Origin of the sequence: Mameliella sp. LZ-28, assembly GCF_012274245.1 — a bacterium.
GTDB classification, from domain to species: Bacteria; Pseudomonadota; Alphaproteobacteria; order Rhodobacterales; family Rhodobacteraceae; genus Antarctobacter; species Antarctobacter albus.
Window position 1 is genome coordinate 207,762 of sequence record NZ_JAANYX010000011.1, and the last position, 22,475, is coordinate 230,236.

Annotated in this window: 20 protein-coding genes; 10 read left to right on the plus strand and 10 right to left on the minus strand. The window is 65.0% G+C overall.

The features are described 5' to 3' along the window. The first annotated feature begins 7 nt into the window (after positions 1–7). On the plus strand, positions 8–1,276 hold the full coding sequence (locus tag G9Q80_RS07600; RefSeq protein ID WP_088713846.1) for a glycerate kinase type-2 family protein: 1,269 nt from the start codon (positions 8–10) through the stop codon (positions 1,274–1,276). Here the strand turns inward: G9Q80_RS07600 and G9Q80_RS07605 are convergent. Beyond that, the gene (locus G9Q80_RS07605) at positions 1,267–2,016 is read right to left on the minus strand and encodes a hypothetical protein (protein ID WP_088714141.1); all 750 of its coding nucleotides are present in this window, start codon (positions 2,014–2,016) and stop codon (positions 1,267–1,269) included. The genes G9Q80_RS07600 and G9Q80_RS07605 overlap by 10 nt on opposite strands. Positions 2,017–2,134: 118 nt before the next feature. Here G9Q80_RS07605 and G9Q80_RS07610 point away from each other — a divergent pair, with 118 nt between their 5' ends. After that, positions 2,135–3,010 (plus strand): glycosyltransferase family protein, encoded by an 876-nt coding sequence (locus G9Q80_RS07610; protein WP_088668543.1) that lies wholly within the window; start codon positions 2,135–2,137, stop codon positions 3,008–3,010. Positions 3,011–3,012: 2 nt separating this feature from the next. Here the strand turns inward: G9Q80_RS07610 and G9Q80_RS07615 are convergent, their stop codons facing one another. From G9Q80_RS07615 to G9Q80_RS07630, 4 genes are all read right to left on the minus strand, one after another. After that, positions 3,013–3,558, minus strand: a complete 546-nt coding sequence (locus G9Q80_RS07615) for a hypothetical protein (RefSeq protein ID WP_088713845.1) — start codon at positions 3,556–3,558, stop codon at positions 3,013–3,015. Between the two features lie 141 nt (positions 3,559–3,699). Next, positions 3,700–5,070 (minus strand): M20/M25/M40 family metallo-hydrolase, encoded by a 1,371-nt coding sequence (locus tag G9Q80_RS07620; RefSeq protein ID WP_088668541.1) that lies wholly within the window; start codon positions 5,068–5,070, stop codon positions 3,700–3,702. A gap of 56 nt (positions 5,071–5,126) precedes the next feature. Continuing rightward, complete coding sequence (locus G9Q80_RS07625) at positions 5,127–5,801, minus strand: anti-sigma factor (RefSeq protein ID WP_088713844.1); 675 nt, start codon at positions 5,799–5,801, stop codon at positions 5,127–5,129. Next, a complete protein-coding gene (locus G9Q80_RS07630; protein WP_043138700.1) occupies positions 5,798–6,346 on the minus strand; it encodes a sigma-70 family RNA polymerase sigma factor in 549 nt (182 codons plus the stop codon). Before G9Q80_RS07630 ends, G9Q80_RS07625 begins: the two co-directional genes overlap by 4 nt. A gap of 266 nt (positions 6,347–6,612) precedes the next feature. On the opposite strand from G9Q80_RS07630, the gene hemA reads away from it, so the two are divergent. The 3 genes from hemA to ispG all read left to right on the plus strand — a co-directional run bounded on the left by hemA (position 6,613) and on the right by ispG (position 11,017). Next, a complete protein-coding gene (hemA, locus tag G9Q80_RS07635; protein WP_043138704.1) occupies positions 6,613–7,836 on the plus strand; it encodes a 5-aminolevulinate synthase in 1,224 nt (407 codons plus the stop codon). A 125-nt stretch (positions 7,837–7,961) separates the two neighbouring features. Continuing rightward, positions 7,962–9,800, plus strand: a complete 1,839-nt coding sequence (locus tag G9Q80_RS07640; RefSeq protein WP_088713843.1) for a helix-turn-helix domain-containing protein — start codon at positions 7,962–7,964, stop codon at positions 9,798–9,800. Between the two features lie 92 nt (positions 9,801–9,892). After that, positions 9,893–11,017: a flavodoxin-dependent (E)-4-hydroxy-3-methylbut-2-enyl-diphosphate synthase gene (ispG, locus tag G9Q80_RS07645; RefSeq protein WP_088668539.1), complete on the plus strand. Its 1,125-nt coding sequence runs from the start codon at positions 9,893–9,895 to the stop codon at positions 11,015–11,017. A gap of 6 nt (positions 11,018–11,023) precedes the next feature. Here ispG and G9Q80_RS07650 read toward each other — a convergent pair whose 3' ends face one another. From G9Q80_RS07650 to G9Q80_RS07660, 3 genes are read right to left on the minus strand one after another with little or no spacing between them, the layout of a single operon-like run. Next, the gene (locus G9Q80_RS07650; protein WP_088713842.1) at positions 11,024–11,449 is read right to left on the minus strand and encodes a hypothetical protein; all 426 of its coding nucleotides are present in this window, start codon (positions 11,447–11,449) and stop codon (positions 11,024–11,026) included. Then, positions 11,446–12,225 carry a DsbA family protein gene (locus tag G9Q80_RS07655; protein WP_088713841.1) on the minus strand — a complete coding sequence of 260 codons (780 nt, stop codon included), beginning with the start codon at positions 12,223–12,225 and terminating at the stop codon, positions 11,446–11,448. The genes G9Q80_RS07650 and G9Q80_RS07655 overlap by 4 nt, the downstream gene beginning before the upstream one ends. Before the next feature lie 24 nt (positions 12,226–12,249). Next, the gene (locus G9Q80_RS07660) at positions 12,250–13,578 is read right to left on the minus strand and encodes a M48 family metalloprotease (RefSeq protein WP_088713840.1); all 1,329 of its coding nucleotides are present in this window, start codon (positions 13,576–13,578) and stop codon (positions 12,250–12,252) included. Between the two features lie 57 nt (positions 13,579–13,635). On the opposite strand from G9Q80_RS07660, the gene G9Q80_RS07665 reads away from it, so the two are divergent. The 5 genes from G9Q80_RS07665 to G9Q80_RS07685 all read left to right on the plus strand — a co-directional run bounded on the left by G9Q80_RS07665 (position 13,636) and on the right by G9Q80_RS07685 (position 21,002). Beyond that, positions 13,636–14,793 (plus strand): aminotransferase class I/II-fold pyridoxal phosphate-dependent enzyme, encoded by a 1,158-nt coding sequence (locus tag G9Q80_RS07665; RefSeq protein ID WP_069208884.1) that lies wholly within the window; start codon positions 13,636–13,638, stop codon positions 14,791–14,793. A gap of 71 nt (positions 14,794–14,864) precedes the next feature. Continuing rightward, positions 14,865–16,070 carry an N-acetylmuramoyl-L-alanine amidase gene (locus G9Q80_RS07670; RefSeq protein ID WP_088713839.1) on the plus strand — a complete coding sequence of 402 codons (1,206 nt, stop codon included), beginning with the start codon at positions 14,865–14,867 and terminating at the stop codon, positions 16,068–16,070. 102 nt (positions 16,071–16,172) lie between these two features. Continuing rightward, on the plus strand, positions 16,173–18,701 hold the full coding sequence (locus G9Q80_RS07675) for a penicillin-binding protein 1A (protein ID WP_088713838.1): 2,529 nt from the start codon (positions 16,173–16,175) through the stop codon (positions 18,699–18,701). 134 nt (positions 18,702–18,835) lie between these two features. Continuing rightward, entirely contained in the window at positions 18,836–19,960 is a 1,125-nt protein-coding gene (gene prfB / locus G9Q80_RS07680) for a peptide chain release factor 2 (RefSeq protein ID WP_043138724.1), read from the plus strand. Between the two features lie 238 nt (positions 19,961–20,198). Next, a complete protein-coding gene (locus G9Q80_RS07685; RefSeq protein WP_088668534.1) occupies positions 20,199–21,002 on the plus strand; it encodes a DUF2189 domain-containing protein in 804 nt (267 codons plus the stop codon). Between the two features lie 42 nt (positions 21,003–21,044). On the opposite strand, the gene G9Q80_RS07690 is transcribed toward G9Q80_RS07685, so the two are convergent. Together G9Q80_RS07690 and G9Q80_RS07695 are read right to left on the minus strand one after the other, a co-directional pair. Then, positions 21,045–21,257, minus strand: a complete 213-nt coding sequence (locus G9Q80_RS07690; RefSeq protein ID WP_172429916.1) for a hypothetical protein — start codon at positions 21,255–21,257, stop codon at positions 21,045–21,047. Beyond that, the gene (locus tag G9Q80_RS07695; protein WP_088713837.1) at positions 21,254–22,414 is read right to left on the minus strand and encodes an aromatic ring-hydroxylating oxygenase subunit alpha; all 1,161 of its coding nucleotides are present in this window, start codon (positions 22,412–22,414) and stop codon (positions 21,254–21,256) included. Before G9Q80_RS07695 ends, G9Q80_RS07690 begins: the two co-directional genes overlap by 4 nt. Positions 22,415–22,475 lie beyond the last annotated feature (61 nt).

Consider the following 22,475-nt stretch of genomic DNA (forward strand, 5'->3'; position numbering starts at 1 on the left):
ACAGGATATGGATGAACGGCGCTTTCTGACCGAACTGTTCGAGGTCGCGGTGGCTGCGGCGGACCCGGCAAAGGCGCTCGCCGGGGTTTTGCCGGACAAGCCGAAGGGACGGACCGTGGTTGTTGCCCTGGGCAAGGGGGCCGCGCAACTGGCTGCGGCCTTCGAGGACCTCTGGCAGGATCCGGTCGAGGGGGTGGTTGTCACGCGGTATGGCTATGCCACGCCCTGCCGTCACCTGCCGGTGATGGAGGCGGCGCACCCGGTGCCGGACGAGGCCGGCTTGATGGCAACAAAGGCGGTCTTTCGCGCGGTTGCGGGGCTGACGGAGGATGACTTGGTTGTCGCGTTGGTCTGCGGTGGCGGTTCGGCGCTCTTGCCCGCACCGCCCGAGGGGCTGTCTCTGGCGGATGAGCAGGCGCTGAACCGGGCGTTGCTGGCATCCGGCGCGCCGATTGGCGTGATGAACGCGATCCGCAAGCATGTCAGCAGGATCAAGGGCGGACGGCTGGCCGCTGCGGCGCATCCGGCACGGGTGGTCTCTTTGGTGGTGTCTGATGTGCCGGGCGACGATCCCGCGCAGGTCGCCTCCGGGCCGACCGTTCCGGATGCGGTTGGCCGGCAGGATGCACTGGCCATGATAGCGGCGCGGAATATCGTTTTGTCGGAAAAGGTTATGGCGCATATTTCAAGTGGTGCCAGCGCTGCGCCAAACCCAGGTGACGCCTGTTTCCAGGGGAACACGGTACGTGTCGTCGCCTCGGCCCGCCTGTCGCTGGAGGCAGCGGCGGAGCGGGTCGAAGCCGCGGGCCTGACGGCCGCGATCCTGTCTGACGCGATCGAGGGTGAGGCCTATGACGTGGGCCGTGTGCATGCGGCAGTTGCCCGGGAAATCGCCCTGCGCAATCGGCCCTTCAACGCGCCGGTGGTTCTGCTGTCCGGGGGCGAGACCACGGTGACCCTGGGGGAAAACCCGGGGCGCGGCGGGCGGAACACGGCCTTTCTGATGGGGTTTGCCGAGGGCATCGAAGGACTGGCCGGGATCACTGCCCTGGCGGCGGACAGCGACGGCATCGACGGGACAGAGGACAACGCTGGTGCCTTTGTCGACGGCAGCAGCTTTGACCGGCTTCGGGCACAGGGCAAGGACCCGATGGGCTATGTCCAGAGGCAGGACCCCTACAGCGCCTTCGAGGCCCTTGGCGACATCTTCGCGCCCGGTCCGACGGGGACGAATGTCAATGATTTCAGGGCTGTTCTGATCCGCCCTCAGGAATAGTCGTACCCGAGGCGGGCTTCGGTAGCGAGGTCAAGGCCCGCACGCAGGAAGGGCAGGTCGGCCTCGGGAAAACGGCTCGGGGTTTCGGGACGCTCGGGCACGGCAGGCCGGAATTTCGATCCAAGACGTTTGACCACCGGCCGGAAAGGCTGCGCATGAACCGGCAGGTCGAAGTGCTCGGACAGGACGGTGACAAAATGCTCCGGCGCGGCCTGCACGGCCTCGAGCCGGCAGAAGGCCACGGAACAGCCCCGTTCCAAAAAGGACATCAGCCCCGACAGTTTCGCCTGCCGCAGGGCCGGGAGATTTGCAAAGGGGCGCCCGGTGAGTGGGTGCCTGTCATGCTGCAGGGGTTGCCCGATCCCGCCATGTTCAGCCACCTGGGGAAAATAGCGTTTGCGGTCCGCGATCGTGGCCCATTCCGCGCGCAGGAACGCGGCAAAGGGCAAAAGCTGCATCGCGGGCGGGCAATGCCAGGGTTTCGCATGCATCGACAGGGACCAGGCGCGTGCGTCGCGGACACAGCAGATCACCAGCAAGTCGGCCGGGATCGCGGTCATGTGGGGAAACCCGTGTTTCCAGCCCATGTCCTCGGTCGGTGTCAGGGTGCTGTTGCGCGCCACCAGCCGTTTGACGAAATTCGTGCCGGAAGAGCGTTCGCCAAACACCTGGAACCGCTGCGGCCGAAGCGGACCTTTCGCCATCTGCCATCCGGTGTCCGCGACTGCCTGTCCGATCATGTCCGCCTCGTGCTGGTCCCTGGGCAAACCTAGCCGTCCGTTCCCCAGAATGCGATTCTCATATCGCCGTCGTTGCTGTAGTCTGCGAGGCAAAACAACGACAAAGAGGCCAGGGCAGATGCAATCGGTGGCGGCGGCGCTGACAATGGTGCGCGGGGATGCCTTTTTCCTGAAAGCCTGGTTGCGCCACTACGGCGAGACCTTTGGGCGCGAAAATTGCTACATCGTCAATCATGGCCGTGGCGAGGATGTGGAAAACCTCGCAGAAGGATGCAATATCATCGGGATACCCGGCGATCCTCATCCTAACTTCGACATGAAGCGCTGGCGACTTCTCAACAACCTTGTCCAAGGGCTGCGCTGCTACTACACGCATGTGGTCGTGGGCGACGTGGATGAACTGGTGGTGGTGGATCCCGCGCATGGTGGGTCTCTGCTGGATTACCTTGCGGAGCAGAAACCGCGCCGCGTGCTGACGCCGCTGGGGCTGGAGGTCATCCACCGGATCGACGTCGAACCCGAAGAGATCATCGGCCCGATTCTCGGTCCGCGTCGCCATGTGCGCCTCGCGCCGCACTACTCCAAGCCCTGCATCATCAGCCAGGGCGTCAAGATCGCACGCGGCGGTCATTTCACCCAGTATGACAAGCTGGTCACGCCGGACGAACTGTATCTCTTTCACCTGAAATTCTGCGATTTCGGCACCTACGTGCAGACCATGAACGCCCGCAATGCCGTCACGCAGGAGGTTGGGACGGATGTTCAGGATACCGCGATCGGTCGTCACTGGTTTGCCGAGGCGCGGGGAGAGGACAGGGCCGTCTTCGACGCCTTTGCGGATCTGCCGATGGAAGAAGGGTTTGATCTGGGCTGGGTGCGCAAGCGCATGGCGCGCAGCTGGGGTCCGCGTGGCGAGACCGGGTTCTACGCCTTCAAGCGGCCGGATTATGCGCAACAGTACCGGCTGCCTGATCGTTTCACGGGATTGATTTAGTCCTAGCGGCCACCGGAGGAGGTAAAGCTGATCTGGTCGATGTTCAGGCCGGGAAAGCTGTCCTCGAAAAAGGCGCCGGCACTTGCGAGGACGTTTTGCGACCGTCCGTCCAGCAGGTCAAAGCCCAGCTGCCACACGAAGTCTGGCGTGTAGAACAGCCCAAAGGCCATAATGGCCCCAAGGAAGTAGGCGCGACCGTTCTTGCGGGCCACGCCGGCCGTCAGGGCCGCACGTATGACCTGGAAGGTCAGCATCACAAGAGTTGCGGCCAATGCCGCCGTCAGGGCTGAAAGGACAAGGTGCTGGGTGTCCGGTGCCAGACCTTCCTGCCGGAGGGCCAGTTCGATCCGGTCGCGGTTGGTGGCGATGGCAGAGATCGCATAGGCCGCGCCAAATCCGGTCAGACCGGCTGTCAGCATCTTGGGCTGCGCTCGCCGGCGCGCGGTGGCCCCCTGGGCCTGTGCCTCGGGGTCGATACGGCGGACGCGGCGGCTGAAGTCGCTTTGGTCCTGCTTGCGGAAGGCGGTGGGGCGATAGGGCATGGTCATGCCCAATTCGTTAACGGGTCTTTCGGGCAGGAATGGCATGAGAATGTGGCGCGAAACGGGCCTTCACATTCAAATCGTTCGGGTTTTGGCGAAAAATCGCGGTAAGGCGCCCCCGGTTGGCCGGGGGCGCCTGCCTTTGGTCTAACGGATCGCGTCCAGGATTCGGGCCCAGCTGCGGATGCCCTTGTGAAAGCTCTCGACGTCGTATTTCTCGTTCGGAGAGTGGATCTGGTCGTCGTCCTTGCCCCAGCCGACCAGCATCGTGTCCATGTCGAGGATCGACTTGAAATAACCCGCCACGGGGATCGAGCCGCCACAGCCGGTAAAGGCTGCCTCGTGCCCCCATTCGGCGCCCAGCACGCTGCGCGCGGATTCGAAGGCGGGGTGGGTGGTCTGCATCTGGCTGGCGGGCGAGGCGCCGTGGCCATGGAACTCGACCGAGACATCTTCGGGCAGCTGGGCCCGGACCCATTCACGGAAATGTTCGCGCAGGGCATGCGGGTCCTGCTGGCCGACAAGGCGGAAACTGACCTTGGCCGAGGCCTTGGACGGCAGAACGGTCTTGAACCCGTCGCCGGTGTAGCCGCCGATGATGCCGTTGATCTCGGCGGTGGGGCGCGACCAGATCATTTCCAGTGCACTGCGGTCCTGTTCCCCGGCGGGCTTTGACAGGCCGACATCGCCCAGGAAGGTGCCGTGATCGAAGTTGAGCGCCTCCCACTGTGCCTTCATCTCGTCCGACAGTTCTGGCACGCCATCGTAGAAATGCGGCACCTGGATATGGCCGTTGTCGTCGTGCAGGTTGGCGAGGATGCGGGACAGCACGCGGATCGGATTGCGCGCGACGCCACCATACATGCCGGAATGCAGGTCCTTGTCCGGGCCGGTGAGGGTGATCTGCTCACCCAGCAGCCCGCGCAACTGTGTCATGATCGCGGGCACGCGGCTTTCGAACAGGCCGGTGTCGCAGATCAGGGCGATGTCGGCCTTAAGCTCTTCCTTGTTTTCCTTGAGGAACGGGATCAGCGAGGGAGATCCGCTTTCTTCCTCACCCTCGAAGAAGAAGGTGATGCGGCAGGGCATGGAGCCATGTTCCGCCTTCCATGCCCGGCACGCCTCGACAAAGGTCATCAGCTGGCCCTTGTCGTCCGACGAGCCGCGTCCGCGGATGACGCGGCCCTTGGGTGTTTCCTCGATCGCGGGATCAAAGGGATCGCGGTCCCAGAGGTCCAGCGGATCGACCGGCTGCACATCGTAGTGGCCGTAGAACAGGACGTGCGGGCCATCGCCCTCGACATGGCCCACGACCATCGGGTGCCCCGGCGTGGCACGGGTTTCCGCCGCGATGCCAAGGCTTTGCAGGTCCTGGACCAGCCAGTCCGCCGCCTGCTGACACTTGTCGGCATAGGCCGGGTCGGTCGAGATGGAGGGAATGCGCAAGAGCGCCATGAGGCGATCCAGAGCAGCGGGAAGATCGGCGTCGATGCGCGCAAGCGTGGCGTCGAGAGACATGGGGACTCCTGATTTTTCGGCGAGGCTAACAGACCGCTTGGGACTGTCCAGCCGGATCAGGGTTCGACAAGCGGCGCGGCGGCCAGGACCTCTCCGGTGGGGGCGCCGGTTGGCGAGCCGCCGGGCGGTTCGTCCGAAACGGCGAGCGTGCCCCCGGCCATCCGGGCGGCCACCGCCGGTGACAGCGCGATTTCGGTCACTTCCGCATCGGGCAGCACGCCCAGCGAAACCGGCGCCGGATCATCCGCTGCGATCAGCCAGAGTTCCAGCGCGCGGCCTTCGCGCGGACCACCCTCGAGCCGGGACAGCACCAGCTCCTCGCCGGTGACATGCGCCTCGAACCGCAGGGCACCATCGGCAGAGGCCAGCTCAGCGCCAAGATCCGGACCACGGGTCAGGAAGGGCAGGGGGGCGACATAGGCCAGCGCGGCCAGCGTCACCGCGCCAAGGCCGGCCCCCAGCCACCAGCGACGCGCGCGCGATTCCGGCGCCCCGCCGACAGAGGCCAGCAGCGCGCGCCGCACGCGGGGAGAGGGTCTCACCTCGTCCAGTTCCTCTGCCAGGTCGGCCAGGCGGGATTCCCAGCGGTGAACGCGGGCGGCAAATTCCGGGTCTTCGGCAACGCGGCGCGCGGCGACGCCTTCGAGATCCGCCGAGAGCAGGCGCAGAACATATTCCGCGGCCAGCAGGTCATCATCGTCTTCGGGCATTTCGGGCAGATCGGAGCTCATCGGGACATGCACTCCCTGAGGCTCTGCAGACTCCGGCGCAGCCAGGTCCGCATGGTGTTGAGTGGGACTTCGAACTTGGCCGCAAGATCGGCGTAGCTGGCCCCTTCCAGGTAGGCGCCGCGCACGGCGCTGGCCCGCTGATCCGGCAGTTCATCGAGACAGTTCACGATGCGCTGGCTTTCGGAGGCGGCGATGGTCGAAGCCTCGGGGCCGGGACGGGAATCAGGCAATGTATCCGTCTCGGTCCTGTCCTGCCCGGATTGCGACCGTTGCCGGGCGCGCAGTCGGTCGATGGCGATGTTGCGGGCCAGGGTGATCAGCCAGGTCATCGGGCTGTGGCCGGTGACGGCATAGCGGTCTGCCTTGTTCCAGATGCGCAGGAAGACCTCTTGCAGGGTATCTTCGGCCTCTTCGCGGTCTTTCAGGACCGACAGGCAGATCGCCAGCAATTTGCCGCTGGTGGCATCGTAAAGGGCCCCGAATGCGCCGCGGTCGCGCAAAGCGACGCGTGCGATCAGGGCCTCGATGTCGCTTCGGGTTGTCATGCCTGCTCCGGTTTTGCAAAGACGTCATGCAGGTTAGGGCGCGTGTGGGTCAAGGCAATGAATCATGTTTCCGATATGCGTCATTATGTACCTACGATCAAAGTTGTAATGGTCACTCCGTTGATTCAGATCAAGGATGCGACCGATAGTCCGGTTCTAAACGGTGGACACATCACCTCGCGGTCGTTAGTTATTCATGAAATTGAATAAGGTGTGACTGCAGCACCGGCCCCTTGGCGAGGGTCGAAAGTAGAAGGAGGAGCCCGGTGGACTACACCGCGAAACTGGATGACGCCCTGAACCGTCTGCACGAAGAAGGCCGTTACCGCACCTTCATCGACATCGAGCGCAAGAAGGGCCAGTTCCCGCATGCCACCTGGCGCAAGCCGGACGGAAGCGAGACACCGATCACCGTCTGGTGCGGCAACGACTACCTGGGCATGGGGCAACACCCGGTTGTCCTCGAAGCCATGCACGAGGCGATCGACGCCACCGGCGCCGGCTCGGGCGGGACGCGCAACATTTCGGGCACCACGGTCTATCACAAGCGGCTGGAGGCCGAGCTGGCGGACCTGCACGGCAAGGAGGCGGCGCTGCTGTTCACCTCTGCCTATATCGCCAATGATGCGACGCTGAGCACGCTGCCCAAGCTTTTCCCGGGCCTGATCATCTACTCGGATGAGCTGAACCACGCCTCGATGATCGAGGGCGTGCGCCGCAACGGCGGGGCCAAGCGCATCTTCAAGCACAACGACCTGGACGATCTGCGTGCCAAGCTGGAGGCCGACGATCCCGCCGCGCCCAAGCTGATCGCCTTCGAATCGATCTACTCGATGGACGGCGATTTCGGCCCGATCGAGGCGATCTGCGACCTGGCGGATGAATTCGGCGCGTTGACCTACATCGACGAAGTCCACGCGGTCGGCATGTACGGCCCACGCGGGGCAGGGGTGGCGGAACGCGACCGCCTGATGCACCGCATCGACATCATCAACGGCACCCTGGCCAAGGCCTATGGTGTGATGGGGGGCTATATCGCCGCCTCGGCAAAAATGTGTGACGCCGTGCGCTCTTATGCACCGGGGTTCATCTTTACGACTTCCTTGCCGCCCGCGGTCGCCGCCGGTGCTGCCGCCTCGGTCCGTCATCTCAAGACCGACCAGGAGCTGCGCGACAGGCACCAGACCCAGGCAAAGATCCTCAAGACCCGGCTCAAGGGCATGGGCCTGCCGATCATCGACCACGGCAGCCATATCGTGCCGGTGATTGTCGGCGATCCTGTCCATACCAAGCAGCTGAGCGACATGCTGCTTGAGGGCTATGGCATCTACGTGCAGCCGATCAACTTTCCCACCGTTCCGCGCGGCACCGAACGTCTGCGGTTCACCCCCTCGCCGGTGCACGGCCCCGACGAGATGGATCGTCTGGTGCGCGCGATGGACGAATTGTGGAGTCATTGTGCGCTAAATCGCGCTGAACTCGCAGGCTAAACCCCGCCAATACCTGTCAAATGGCTTGAGATGTGTTAGCCTTACCGCAATAACCGGGTTGCGCGAATCGTGCAGCCCGGACCGGGCAGGCACATAATTGATGGGTAGAATGGGGCAGTCTCGCAATGATCGGGCGCAAATCCCAGCACCGTGACGACAACGGCGACGACACGTCGCCGCAGAGCTTTGACGACTACACCCTGAAACTGGGTGACGTCATGCGCGGTGAACGGGCGACAATGGGCAAGTCGCTGCTGGATGTGCAGCGAGAGCTGCGCATCAAGGCAAGCTACATCGCCGCAATCGAAAATTGCGATCCGTCCGCCTTTGACACGCCGGGGTTCATCGCTGGCTACGTCCGATCCTATGCCCGCTACCTGGGGATGGACCCGGATGAGGCATTCGCGCATTTCTGCGCGGAAAGCGGCTTTTCCGTTGCGCACGGCATGTCGCAAGAGGCCTCGGTCATCCGCAAACCCAAGAACGACGAGGCGCGCGCGCGCAACCGCGATTCCATCGCGGAACCGCGCATGCCCTTTGCCCCGGCCAATGACAGCCTCCTGTCACGGGTCGAACCCGGCGCGCTGGGGTCGTCGCTGGTGCTGTTGGCCCTGATCGGGGGCATCGGTTACGGCGGCTACCGCGTGTTGCAAGAGGTGCAGCGCGTGCAGGTCACGCCGGTCGATCAGACCCCCATCGTGTTGAGCGAGCTGGATCCGCTGCAGGCGGCCATCGCGCCCAGTGCGCGCGACGAAGGCGATGAAACCACGCAGGCCGGGGTCTTTACTCCGCCCACGACCGAAGCCTTTGACCGTCTCTATCGTCCGCAGGCGCTGGACGTTCCGGTCCTTGTGGCGCGTGACGCCCCGATCTCGACCCTCGACCCCGAACGGGTCGGGGTCTTTGCCGGCAGCGGGCCGCGCGGTCTGCCGAATGTGCAGGACAGTTCACTGGCTGCCGCCGCCCTGGCGGATCGCTTGGTCGCCGAAGGCGTGATTCCCGAATCCACAGATGGTCCGACGCTTGTCAGTCCGCTCGCCGCGGCCAGCGGTGTCATGGTCGTCGCCGTGCGCCCGGCTTGGGTCGAGGTCCGGTCCGAGAATGACGGTGTGCTGGTCTCTCGCGTGTTGAACGCGGGCGAGACCTTTGCCGTGCCGCGTGATGCCTCCAGCCCGCGCATTCGCGTTGGTGAATCCGGTGCGGTCTACTTCAACGTCGACGGTCGGACCTACGGCCCCGCCGGCCAGCCCGGACGAGTCACCAGCAATATCTCGCTGGCCGGCGCTGACGTCGTTGATCGCTATGATGTCGCGGATTCGGCCAGGGACCGCGATCTGGCCTCTGTCCTTGTGGATCTGAACCTGGCCGCGCCGCAGGTGGCCCGGGCAGAGCCGGTGCAGCGCGCCGGTCAGAAACCGATCCCCACCGACCTGGCACGGAACGTGCCGAACATCCCGCCGGTCGCCCGGCCCGAAAGCATCGCTCTTGCGGCGGCCATTGCCGCGGCGCCTGCTCCTTCGGTTCCCGCGCCGCAGCCGGTCGCGCCTGCGCCCGAACCTGTCGAGGTGGCGGAACCAGCCCCCACGCCGGAACCCGTGCAGCCCAACGTGCCGCGCGTTACCGCCGAACGCGCCCCCGGCATCACGGTGGTGGCCGTAGCGGAAACCTGGGTCGAGATCACCTCGCCCTCGGGCAAGAAGCTGTTGGCACGCCTGCTGAAACCGGGTGACACCTACCAGGTGCCGCAGACGGACCAGGCGCCGACGATCTTCTCGGGCAATGCGGGCGGTGTCTTTTTTGCCGTCAATGGCGAAACCTACGGACCCTATGGGCCCAGTGGCCAGTTCGGGCGTGATCTGGCCTTGTCCGCCGGGGACATCCAGCGCGAGATGCAGGTTGCTGACCTGACCCGGAACCAGACACTGGCCAAGGTCGTCGCGGAACTGGACCTGCAGGGCCAGTAACGACACGCGGCGCGATGGCGCACGGGCTGGTCTGTGGCGCGCGCAGGGACTAGTGTCCGCCTCGAGACCAACGCAAACACAGGACAGAGCGCATGAGCCTCAATCACGTCCGCCCGTGGCGCAATATCTATCGTCGCACATCCCGGCAGATCATGGTGGGAAACGTCCCCGTCGGGGGGGATGCACCGATCAGCGTGCAGACCATGACCAACACGGTCACCACGGATATTCCCGGTACGATCAAGCAGGTACAGGCCGCAGCTGACGCGGGCGCCGACATCGTCCGGGTCTCTGTCCCCGACGAAGACTCGTCGCGCGCGTTGAAGGAGATCGTGCGCGAAAGCCCGGTGCCGATCGTCGCCGACATTCATTTCCACTACAAGCGCGGGATCGAGGCCGCCGAGGCCGGAGCCGCCTGCCTGCGGATCAACCCGGGCAACATCGGCAGCCAAGACCGCGTGCGCGAGGTGATCCAGGCGGCGCGCGATCACAACTGCTCGATCCGGATTGGCGTGAACGCGGGCAGCCTCGAAAAACACCTGCTGGAGAAATACGGCGAACCCTGCCCCGACGCGATGGTCGAAAGCGGGCTGGACCACATCAAGATCCTGCAGGACAACGATTTCCACGAGTTCAAGATCAGCTGCAAGGCCTCTGACGTCTTCATGGCCGCCGCCGCTTACCAGCAGCTTGCTGAACAGACGGACGCGCCCATCCACCTTGGCATCACCGAGGCCGGGGGTCTCATGTCCGGCACGATCAAGAGCGCCATCGGCCTGGGCAACCTGCTTTGGATGGGGATCGGTGACACGATCCGCGTATCTCTGTCGGCGGACCCGGTCGAAGAGGTCAAGGTCGGCTACGAGATCCTGAAATCGCTTGGCCTGCGCCATCGCGGCGTCAACATCATCTCATGCCCGTCCTGTGCCCGGCAGGGGTTCGATGTGATCAAGACCGTGGAAGTGCTTGAAAAAAGGCTGGAGCACATCAAGACACCGATGAGCCTGTCGATCATCGGCTGCGTCGTGAACGGCCCCGGCGAGGCGCTGATGACGGACGTCGGCTTTACCGGCGGCGGCGCGGGCAGCGGCATGGTCTACCTTGCGGGCAAGGCCAGCCACAAGATGTCCAACGACCAGATGATCGAGCACATCGTCGAAGAGGTCGAGAAGCGGGCAGAAGTCATCGAGGCCGAACAGGCGGAAGCGGCGGAGTAGCCCGCCTCATTCCGCCAGGTATCGCCCCAGCACAAAGGCGGGCATCTCACCCCGGATCAACCTGTCCCGCATGACATATGAGGGCAGGGTGTCCAGCGTGAGCGCCTGCATCAGCGCGGCGTTTTCGGGCTCACCCGTGTCCAGCAGACGCACCGGGACCCCCTGCGCCTGGGCCATGTCCTGCAAGTCGGTCCAGGCCGTGCCACAGCTGCCGCACTCCGGCCCGCTGAACATGACGATCACGGCGCCTTCGTCGCCGAACAGCGCCGGCGCATGGCTTGCGATAAGGTCCAGGTCGCCCTGGCGTTCATCTTCGTAGAAATCTGTCGGCGCTGGCGCGCTCAGCGCCCGCAACCGTTCCGACAGCGTCATCTCCTGCGCCAGCACGGGGCTGGCGCAGAAGGCGCACAACAGAAGCGCGGCCCGGATCACTCGGCGGCGCGCTGGTCTTCGATGATCTGGCGCATGGTCGGCAGCGGGGCGTAGCCGCGCACCATTTCCTCGCCGAAGACGAAGCTGGGTGTGCCGTTGATGTTCATGGCAATCGCCAGTTCACGGGTTTCCGCGATGCGGCGGGCGACTTCGTCGCTCTCCATCTCGGCCATGATCGCATCGGCATCCAGGCCCAGTGTCTGCGCGATCCGGCGCAGCGGTCCGTTACCCGGGTTGCCTTCCAGCGTGATCAGCGCGTCATGCACGGCCTTGTAGGCCTCATCCCCGGCAACGATATGCGTGGCGACGGCGAATTTCGACGAAACCATCGAGGCCTCGCCCAGGATCGGGAATTCCTTGAGGATGTAGCGGATGTTGCCATCGCTGGCGATCAGCTCTTCGACCTCGGGGTGGGCGCGGCGGCAATAGCCACAGCGGTAGTCCATGAACTCGATCACGGTGACGTCGCCATCGGGGTTGCCGCCGACATAGGAGAACCCGTCATCCAGAAGGCGCGCCATGTTGTCGGTCACCAGGGCGTCGTCCTGCGCCGCCTGCGCCTGTTTTTCGCGGTCTTCGAGGACGGCGACCGCCTCCATGATGACCTGCGGGTTTTCCAGCAGGTATTCGCGCACCTGTGCCCCGAAGGCCGCGCGCTGGTCGGGCGTCATGGACGAGAAATCAAAGCCGCCGTCGTCCTGGGCCTGCACCATCGGGGCCACCAGAAGGCAGAGGGCAGCGGCACTGCCGCGAAGGAATTTGGTCGAGGTGAACATGGGGACTCCCAATCATGTTGTCTGTTATTTGGCCTGTTTCGCCGCACTTAGCACATCCTGTGCCCGTTGCCACGGGGCAGAGCCGCGGGGCAGCGTGGCAACCGCGCGTTCCGCGTGCAGCCTTGCGTCCTTGAGGCGCCCTTGCAGGGCGTAGCGTTCCGCGGTCACGACCGAGGCCATGCCCGGCTGCCCGGTCTTGGCATAGGCGACGGCAAGGTCACGCAAGACGCGGGCATCGGTGAAATCACGTCCGCGTGCCGCCTCCAGTGCCTTGAGAGCCTGCCGGTGGTTCCCGGTCGCCAGCAGCGAACGACCCAGCCCGCCCAGGATCAGCGGTTCGCGCGGGGCGCGATTGGCAGCCGCCTGGTAGATCTGGACGGCGGCGCCGAACTGGCGCGACTCCAGCAGGATCTGGCCCTTGAGTTCCAGCAGGTAGGGATCGCCGGGGCGCAGCGCGATGGCGCGGTCGATGGCGGAGAGGGATTTTTTCAAGTTCGACTGGCGGTGCCAGGCCACGGCCTCGCGCATGTGGGCGATGTCCTGGCTTCCACTGTCCTTGAGGCGCCGTAGCGTCCAGGACGGCGCACGCTTGAAGGCAGTCAGCTTGCCCTGCGCCCGTTTGAACCAGTATTGCGCGGTGGCATCCCGGCCCGGACTCTTCTGTCCCGCCACCAGCGCCTCGAGCGCGCGCTGGCGGTCGCGGGTCATCGGGTGGGTGCGCATGTAGGGGTCCTGGCGACCGACTGACAGGGCTTCTTGCCCGCGAAAGAGCTTTTGCACCTCCAGCGCGCCGCGCGGATCGACACCCGCGCGCATCATGAACCGGACAGAGGAGATGTCGGCGGCGGATTCCTCGGCCCGGGTATGCGACATGAACAGCCGCATGGCCGAGGATTGCGACCCGATGGCGGCGGCGGCCGCCGCCTGGCTGTTGGCCCCTGCCGCCGCGGCGGCCGCGGCCAGCGCCATGCCGATTCCGGCGGCGGTGCGCGCGGCCCGCAGGTTGCCAAGGCGGCGCGCGATATGGCCATTGGCGATATGCGCGGCCTCGTGCGCGATCACGGCCTGCAGGGCCTCGGCACTGTCCAGCCGCATGATCAGGCCGGAATGCAGAAAGATATGCCGCGTATCGGTGACAAAGGCGTTCAGCGACCCGTCGTCGATCACGATGATCTTGACCTGCTGCGGGCTGAGGCCGGCGGCGGTCAGAATGGGCGCGGCAAGCTGGCGCAGCGCATATTCCATGTCCGCGTCGCGCAAGAGCGTGGTGGCCGCCTGGGCCGGAGCTGCTGCCAGAATGGACAGAGCCATGACCAGGGCGGTCAGACGGGACAGGATCGTGTGGCGTATCATTGACGGGCTGCTCCTTGTGCTCGTAAGCCTCACTGGCGACACAGTAGAGAGGCAGGCATGCGGAATTCAAGGCGGGGCGCGGTTGATCCCTTTATCGTGATGGACGTGATGGAAGCGGCACGCCTGGCAGAGGCCGGCGGGCGCAGCATCGTCCACATGGAACTGGGCCAGCCCGGCACCCCTGCGCCCGCCGCGGCCCGCGCCGCCCTGACGCGCGACATGGAAAACGATCCTCTGGGATACACCGTCGCGCTTGGGCTGCCGGAACTGCGCGCCCGCATCGCGAAACTCTATGATGAGTGGTACGGGATCGACCTGGATCCGGGCCGGGTGGTGGTCACGCCGGGGTCCTCCGGCGGCTTCATTCTGGCCTTTACCGCGCTGTTCGATGCGGGCGACCGCATGGCCCTGGGCGCGCCCGGATACCCGTCGTACCGGCAGATCCTCAAGGCGCTGGACGTGACCCCGGTCGAGGTGCAGTGCTCGGCGGAAAACCGCTATCAACCCACGCCCAGGGACCTCGCCGGAATAGACTACGAGGGGCTTTTGGTTGCCAGCCCGGCGAATCCCAGCGGCACGATGCTGGAAAAGCCGGAACTGGCCGCGCTGATCGCGGACGCCCAGGCGCGAGGCGCGGCCTTCCTGTCGGATGAGATCTATCACGGGATCGAGTATGAAAAGGACGCGGTCTCGGCGTTGGAAATCAGCGACGATGTCGTGGTGATCAACTCCTTCTCCAAGTACTTCTCGATGACCGGCTGGCGGATCGGCTGGCTAGTGGTGCCCGAGGACATGGTCCGCCAATTCGAACGCCTGGCCCAGAACCTGTTCATCTGTCCGACGCATGCCGCCCAGGTTGCGGCGCTTGCGGCGCTGGACGCACAGGACGAGCTGGAAGAAAACCTGGCCGTCTATGCGCGCAATCGCCAGTTGATGCTGGACGGCTTGCCGCGGATTGGCTTCGATCGGATCGCACCGCCGGACGGGGCCTTTTACGTCTACGCGGATGTGAGCCATCTGACCAATGACAGCCGTGCCTTTGCCCGCGAGATCCTGGACCAGGCGGGCGTTGCCGTGACGCCGGGGCTGGATTTCGACCCGGTGCGGGGGGGCGGCACGCTGCGCTTTGCCTATGCCCAGTCGACCGAGGAGATCAAGGAAGGGCTTGCGCGGCTCGGGGCCTTCATGGCCGCACGCGGGCAGGGCGCCGCCTGAACCGGTCCGTCCGGGATTGATCGACCTGACCGGATGCCCCTAGAGTGCGGCAAACACCGGAACCGGGGCAAATGAGCAGATTTCTTACTCTCCTGATGGCGCTGAGCCTCTGGGCCGGCAGTGCCGCCGCGCAGGATGCCGGGCTCGCCCGGCTGATCGACGGGCGGATCGAGGATCGCCGGTTCGGCGGCACCGAGCTGACGCTGACCCTGTCGCAGGGCGTGCCCTGGCGGGTGTTCACCCTGACAGAGCCCGACCGGCTGGTGCTGGACTTCGCCGAAGTCGACTGGCAGGGCGCCGATCCCGCCGACCTGGATCAGAGTGACCGGATCAGTGCGCTGCGCATGGGGCTGTTTCGCCCCGGCTGGTCGCGACTGGTGGCGGAACTGGCAGAGCCGATGCTGGTGCAAAGCGCCGGAATGCGCGTTCTGCCCGATGGGGCGGGTGCCGAACTCACCCTGCAACTGGAACCGGGTGATGCCGAGCGCTTTGCCAACACCGCCGGACCGCCGGCCGATCCGTCCTGGGTCCAGACCCGCCCGCGGGCCCGCCGCTCTGTCCCGGACCCGGACCGCCCCCTGACCATCGTCCTTGACCCGGGGCACGGCGGCATCGACCCCGGCGCGCAGAGGGATGGCGTGACAGAGGCGGATCTGGTGCTGACATTCGCGCTGGAACTGCGCGAGATTCTCTTGCGGTCGGGTGACTACGATGTGCGGCTGACCCGGCAGGAGGATCGCTTTGTCTCTCTCGAAGGGCGGGTGAAATACGCCCATGAGGTCGGTGCGGACCTCTTCATCTCCTTGCACGCGGATGCGCTGGAAGAGGGTGTGGCGCATGGGGCCGCGGTCTACACGCTGGCCGAAGAGGCGTCCGACGCGGCCTCGGCGGCCCTGGCCGAACGGCACGACCGGGACGACCTGCTGGCGGGGCTGGACCTGACCGGAACCGATGACAGGGTCGCCCAGATCCTGATGGATCTGGCCCGGCTCGACAATACGCCGCGCAGCCAGGCGCTGGCCGAACATATCGTCGCCGGGATAGACGGCTCATTGGGCCATGTGCACAAGGACCCGCTGCGTCAGGCGGCTTTTTCGGTGCTGAAATCGGCCGACATTCCATCCGTGCTGGTCGAACTTGGGTTCCTGTCGACGGAACAGGACCTGCGCAACCTGCAGGATCCGGTCTGGCGTGCGGGCATGGCGCGCGGCCTGCGGGACGGGATCGCGGCCTGGGCATTGGAGGACGAGGCCCTGTCGCGCCTGCGACGGCAATAGGGCGCCATTTCGGCAAACCGCCGCCCGGCGCGCGTCGATGTGTTTTGACCCATGCCCTTATGCGCTATAAACACGGCTTCAGTCGGGTAGCGGGAGCCGCATGTGCTGCGTTTCATCTTTTCCTTCTTCGGGGCGATCTTCTCGGTCGTGACAATGGGCGCCATGATGGTCGCGCTGACCATCGGGGCCGTGTTCTGGATGTACGGGCGCGACCTGCCCAGCCACGAACACCTGGCGCAGTATTCGCCGCCGACGATCAGCCGGATCTATTCGGCCGAGGGCCGCGTGATCGACGAATTCGCGCAGGAACGGCGCCTGTTCACGCCGGCGCGCGAAATCCCGGACATGGTCAAGCATGCCTTCATTTCTGCCGAGGACAAGTCGTTCTATACCCACAATGGCTATGACCCGCGCGCCATCGTGTCGGCGGCCATCGACACGGCACGCGGGAACACGCGCGGCGCCTCGACGATCACTCAGCAGGTGATGAAGAACTTTCTTCTGTCGGGCGACCGTCGCGTTGAACGCAAGATCAAGGAGATCATCTTGGCCAGCCGCGTCGAAGGCGCGCTGGACAAGGAAAAGATCCTTGAACTGTACCTGAACGAGATCTTTCTGGGCCAGAACGCCTACGGCGTCACCGCCGCCGCACAGGTCTATTTCAACAAGACCCTGTCGGAACTCGCCCCGCATGAGGCGGCGACGCTCGCCTCGTTGCCCAAGGCGCCGTCGGATTACCATCCGGTGCGCCGCAAGGAGCGTCTCCGCGAACGGCGCGATTTCGTGCTGAAGGAAATGTTCGAGAACGGGTATATCGACGAGGCCACTTATGAGGCCGAGGTCGCGATGCCGCTGAAATCCGTTCAGAACGGTGATTTCGAACCTTACCAGCGGTCGCTGCCACCCCGTGACTATTTCACCGACGAGATCCGCCGCCAGTTGAGCCGCGACTTTGGCGAGGAACAGTTCTTTTCCGGCGGGTATTCCGTTCGCGCGACGCTGGACCCCGAGATGCAGGGGAAGGCAGCCCAGGCGCTGCGCAGCGCGCTGGAACAATACGACCGTTCGCGCGGTGCATGGCGCGGCACCGGCAAGACGATTCCGGCCGATACCCTGGGCGACGAGGCAAAGTGGCGCGAAGCCCTGGCAGACCTGCGCGTGGCCCGTGACATCGAGCTGGAACACCCCTGGCACGTGGCGGTGGTGCGCGAGGTGCGCGACAATTCTCTGCTCCTTGGGATCGAGGACGTGGCTCTGGACGATCCACGCGGCATGACCGTGCCCCGATCCGACACCGACTGGTTCAAGGGCAGTCTTTTCGACAATTTCGAACCCGGCGACGTGATCCATGTCCGCCAGATGACCCAGGACAGCGACGGCGCCTTTATTCGCTGGAGCCTGCGGCAGGTGCCCGAAGTGCAGGGCGGTTTCATGGCGATGGACGCCCACACGGGCCGCGTCATCGCCATGCAGGGCGGGTTCTCGTACCAGAACTCGGTCTTCAACCGGGCAACGCAGGCGATGCGCCAGCCGGGGTCGAGCTTCAAGCCCTTCGTCTATGCCTCGGCGCTGGATTCGGGCTATTCGCCCGCGACCATCGTTGTCGACGCCCCGATCGAGGTGGACACCGGTGCCGGCGTCTGGCGCCCCAAGAACGCCTCTCACCAGTATTACGGCCCGACACCGCTGCGCACCGGGATCGAACGGTCGCGGAACCTGATGACGATCCGCCTCGCGCAGGAAGTGGGCATGGACATCGTCGCCAGCTATGCCGAGAAATTCGGGGTCTACGACCGCATGGGCCTGTCCATCGCGAACTCGCTGGGCGCGGATGAGACGACCCTGTTCCGCATGGTCGCCGCCTACGCGATGTTCGCCAACGGCGGCGAGCGGGTCGAACCGACGCTGGTCGACCGGGTTCAGGACCGCTACGGCACCACCGTCTATTCGCATGAATCCGTCTTTGGCAACAAACGGGTCTGCGTCGATTGCGACAATCCTGACCTGCCGGAGGGACAGGCGCCGCGTATCGCCGACGAGCGTGAAAGGGTGATGAACGCCGTCACCGCCTATCAGCTGACCTCGATGATGCGCGGCGTCGTCGAGCGCGGCACCGCCGCGCGTACCGTCAACCTCAGCGTGCCGACCGCGGGCAAGACCGGCACCACGAACGACGCCAAGGATGTCTGGTTCGTCGGCTTCACCTCGAATATCGTGGCGGGCTGCTACATCGGCTACGACACGCCGCGGTCCCTGGGCCGCGGGGCCTCGGGGGGCGGCATGTGTGGCCCGGTGTTCAACGAATTCATGAAGGAAGCTGTCAAGAAATACGGGGGCGGCAACTTCAAGGTTCCCGAGGAATGCCAGTTCATCAAGATCGACCGTTTCTCTGGCGCGCGCCTGCCGGACGATGCCAGCGGCCCCAACGTCGTTTCCGAGTGCTTCCGCCTCGGCGAAGAGCCCATCTTCGGCGTGATGTTCGACGGCGGCTTTGCGATCTCGGGCACCTTTGACGTGATCCAGCCGGACGGATCGACCGTCGCGCAGGAGGTCACGACCTCGACCGGCGACAAGGCCATCGTGGGACCAAAGGCGGGCTTTGGCACGCTCAGCTCTGGCGGGCTGTACTGACATACTCGTCCGCGAGGACGGGCAGGGCGGGGCACCGGGCTCAATCGGTCCGCCCTGCTGTTCCCCGGCTTGCCCGTCCGCCTGCCCCTTGCTATCACGCATCACCCGAGAGGACCGAGACAGGACCATAAGACATGCGCGCAGAGACCCAGAACCACGTGGAAAAGATCGAGAAATCGCTCGACCTGCTGGCCCAGCGCATGGACTGGGGCACGGCCCAGCACCGGCTGGAGGAATTCAACGCTCGGGTCGAGGACCCGAACCTCTGGGATGACCCGGCGGCGGCGCAGAAACTGATGCGCGAACGTCAGCAGCTGGTCGACGCGATGGAAACCTACACGGCCATGAAACAGGATCTCGCCGACCAGATCGAATTGATCGAACTGGGCGAGATGGAGGACGACCAGGAGGTTGTCTCCGAGGCCGAGGCGGCGATTGCCGCGCTGGTCGACAAGGCCGCCAAGAAGGAACTCGAGGCGCTCTTGAACGGCGAGACGGACGGCAACGATGCCTTCCTGGAAATCAAGGCGGGTGCCGGCGGCACAGAGGCCTGCGACTGGGCACAGATGCTGGCCCGGATGTACGTCCGCTGGGCCGAAAAGCGCGGTTTCGAGGTCGACCTGCAGGAAGAGCAGGCCGGCGCCGAGGCGGGGATCAAGTCCGCCACCTACCAGATCAAGGGGCCGAACGCCTATGGCTGGCTGAAGTCCGAGAGCGGCACGCACCGGCTGGTCCGGATCTCGCCCTTTGGCAAGGGCACGCGCGAGACGTCGTTCGCCGCCGTGGGCGCCTATCCGGTGATCGACGACAATATCGAGATCGAAGTGAACCCGGCCGACATCCGCATCGACACCTTCCGGTCGTCGGGCGCCGGTGGTCAGCACGTCAACACCACCGACTCGGCGGTGCGGATCACGCACGCGCCCACGGGGATTGTCGTGACCTCGTCGGAAAAGTCGCAGCACCAGAACCGGGACATCGCCATGAAGGCGCTGAAATCGCGGCTCTACCAGCTGGAACTGGACAAGCGGAACGCCGAGGTCAACGCCCTGCACGAGGCCAAGGGGGATGCGGGCTGGGGCAACCAGATCCGGTCCTACGTGTTGCAGCCCTACCAGATGGTCAAGGACCTGCGCACCAACTACGAGACCGCCGACACCTCTGGCGTTCTGGACGGGGATCTTGACCCCTTCATGGCGGCGACCCTGGCGATGAACGTGGCAGGCAAGAGCCGCGCGGACGCCCAGGCCGAGGATTGATCCTCGGCGGTGGGAGGGGGCGCTGCCCCCGCGCCTTCGGCGCCCCCCGAGGTATTTTTCAAACCAAAGAAGCCGGGCCGCGCGCCTGGCACGGCGAGGGCGCAGCGCTGGAGTGTGGGGTCGTCCAATCGTCCGCCTGCGCGTGTGCCAATGGCGTCGGCGCCAAACCTGTTCTTGCCTGCGCGGGTCATATCTCCTTTACTGAATGCCGGAGGAAAGGCTCGGTAGGAGGAAAGCGATGCCCGATACCCCCAAGCCCGGTGTTCCGGATCTAGGCCCCGTCGACGCGGCAATGCTGCGCGAGGCGCTGCGGCGCGGGTGGAGCGACCTGCGTCGCGCGCCGGGCTTTGCCCTGCTCTTTGCCTCTGTCTACGTCCTGGGTGGCTGGTTCATGGCCTGGATCACCTGGATCACCGGGCAAAGCTATTGGCTGGTCTTCGCGGCCATCGGCTTTCCCCTGATTGCGCCCTTTGCGGCGGTAGGCTTTTACGATGTCAGCCGCAGGATCGAGCAGGACCGTCCCCTGGACTGGATGCAGATCCTGAGCGTGGTGAAACGTTCTGGCGGCGGGCAGTTGCCCTGGCTGGGGGCGGTGGTGCTGGTGATCTTCCTGTTCTGGTTCTTCCTTGCGCACATGATCTTTGCGCTGTTCCTTGGCCTGTCCACGATGACCAATGTCTCCAGCTCGCTGGACATCTATTTCACCGCCAACGGGCTGACGATGCTTGCGGTCGGCACCGGGGTCGGCGCGGTTTTTTCGGTTGTGCTCTACATGATCTCGGTGCTGTCGCTGCCCATGCTGCTGGACCGGGACATCGATTTCGTGACCGGGATGATCACCTCTTTCAGCTACGTCCAGAAGCACCCGGTGCCGATGTTCGCCTGGGCCGTCTTCGTGGCAGCGGTCACCTTGGTATCGATGCTGCCCGGGTTCCTGGGGCTGTTCGTCTCGCTGCCGCTGCTGGGGCATGCCACCTGGCACCTGTACGACATGATTGCCTATGGCACCCGGCACGAGGCCGAGGCGCATGCGGTGGCCTAATGGTGGCTGAGAGGCGCCTGGCAGCCCCTCTCAGCCATGTTGTCAGGCCTCGCGCCCCTCGGCCTTGAGACGCGCATGCAGGGCCGTGGCGCGCGTGTCACCCAGCTCCAGCGCAAAGACATAGGCATGGGTCAGGTAGAAACAGGCGGCATCCAGGTCGTTCACCGTCTCTGCCGCCTGCGCGTACAGGCCCACCAGCGCAGGGCGATCATCCGCCGCATGCGCTGCGAGCAGCATATCGTCCAGCGCCATCATTCGGCCGCGTCCGACAGGCTGCGGTGGGTCTGTATCTTGGCGGCGACCCAATCATGGAAACAGTGGGTGGGGCTGTCCATCGCCGGCGAGAACCGGCCGCCGTCAAAGCCCGAGGCGTAGCGCCCGCGCTGCATGCCCTCGACGACAAAGATGTCTTCCTCGAACACCGTCTTCCACAGCTGCGTGTTCCGCTGCCGCAGCCCGCTGTCGGTCTTGGGCTGGGAATAATAGAGATGGATGTTCTCGACCGTCTTGGCCGGCCCCTCTGGCAGGAGGACGATGGCAAAGGCGTGGTCGCGGTGCACGCCCAAGAGGACGTTGGGATAAACCGCGATGTATTCGGCGGCGGTGTCCCACTTGTCGCTGATCCCCTCGAAATCGGGGAAGGGTTCTCCGTTCTCGTTTGTGACCTGCCGGTAGACCAGCGTGCCCTGGCCGGAATAGGCGCCGGGCTGTTCGATGTTGTAGTGGTCTTCGAGCCTCGAATAGGAGTTCAGGCCGGGGTGGACCCAGGGCAGGTGGTAGCTCTCGCAGTAGTTCTCGACCGCAAGTTTCCAGTTGGTCTGGACTTCCAGCGTGATCGTGCTGTCGGCGCCGCCGTGATAGACCGGCTGTTCGAACTCCGCCCAGCGGGTCATGACGTCGCTCATCGCCTCTTCGAAGGCCGGCGCATCCCCCGTGACGTTGATCCAGACCACGTCGCGCCAGATGTGGCTGCGGACCTCGATCAGGCCAAGCGTCGCGCGGTCGATCGCCTCGTGAGTGTTGTGACCGGGGCCACCCACGTGCGGCGTGCTGACGAGGCGGCCATCGGAGCCGTAGCACCATGAGTGATAGGGGCAGCGGATCGCGCCCTCGATCTTGCGGGCTTCCTCGACCAGGATCATTCCGCGGTGGCGGCAGATGTTCTGGAACACGCGCACGGCGCCGTCGCGGCCCCGCAGCAGCAGGAGCGGCATGCCGAGGAAGGTGATCGGCTTTGCATCGCCGTTCTCCGGCACGTCCGCAGCCACGGCCAGTCCGGCCCACTGGGAAAAGAGCAGCGCGTCGCGCTCTTCGGCGAAGACGACCGGGTCGATGTAATGCGCATTCGGCAGGCCATTGGCCTGGGCGACGGGACGGCGGACGCTGTCAAGATCGGTCGGGGCAATGGTCATCGGGAAAGGCCTTCTGCTGACGTGGATTGGACTCCGCGTTAGTTGCAGAATGCGCTCTTGT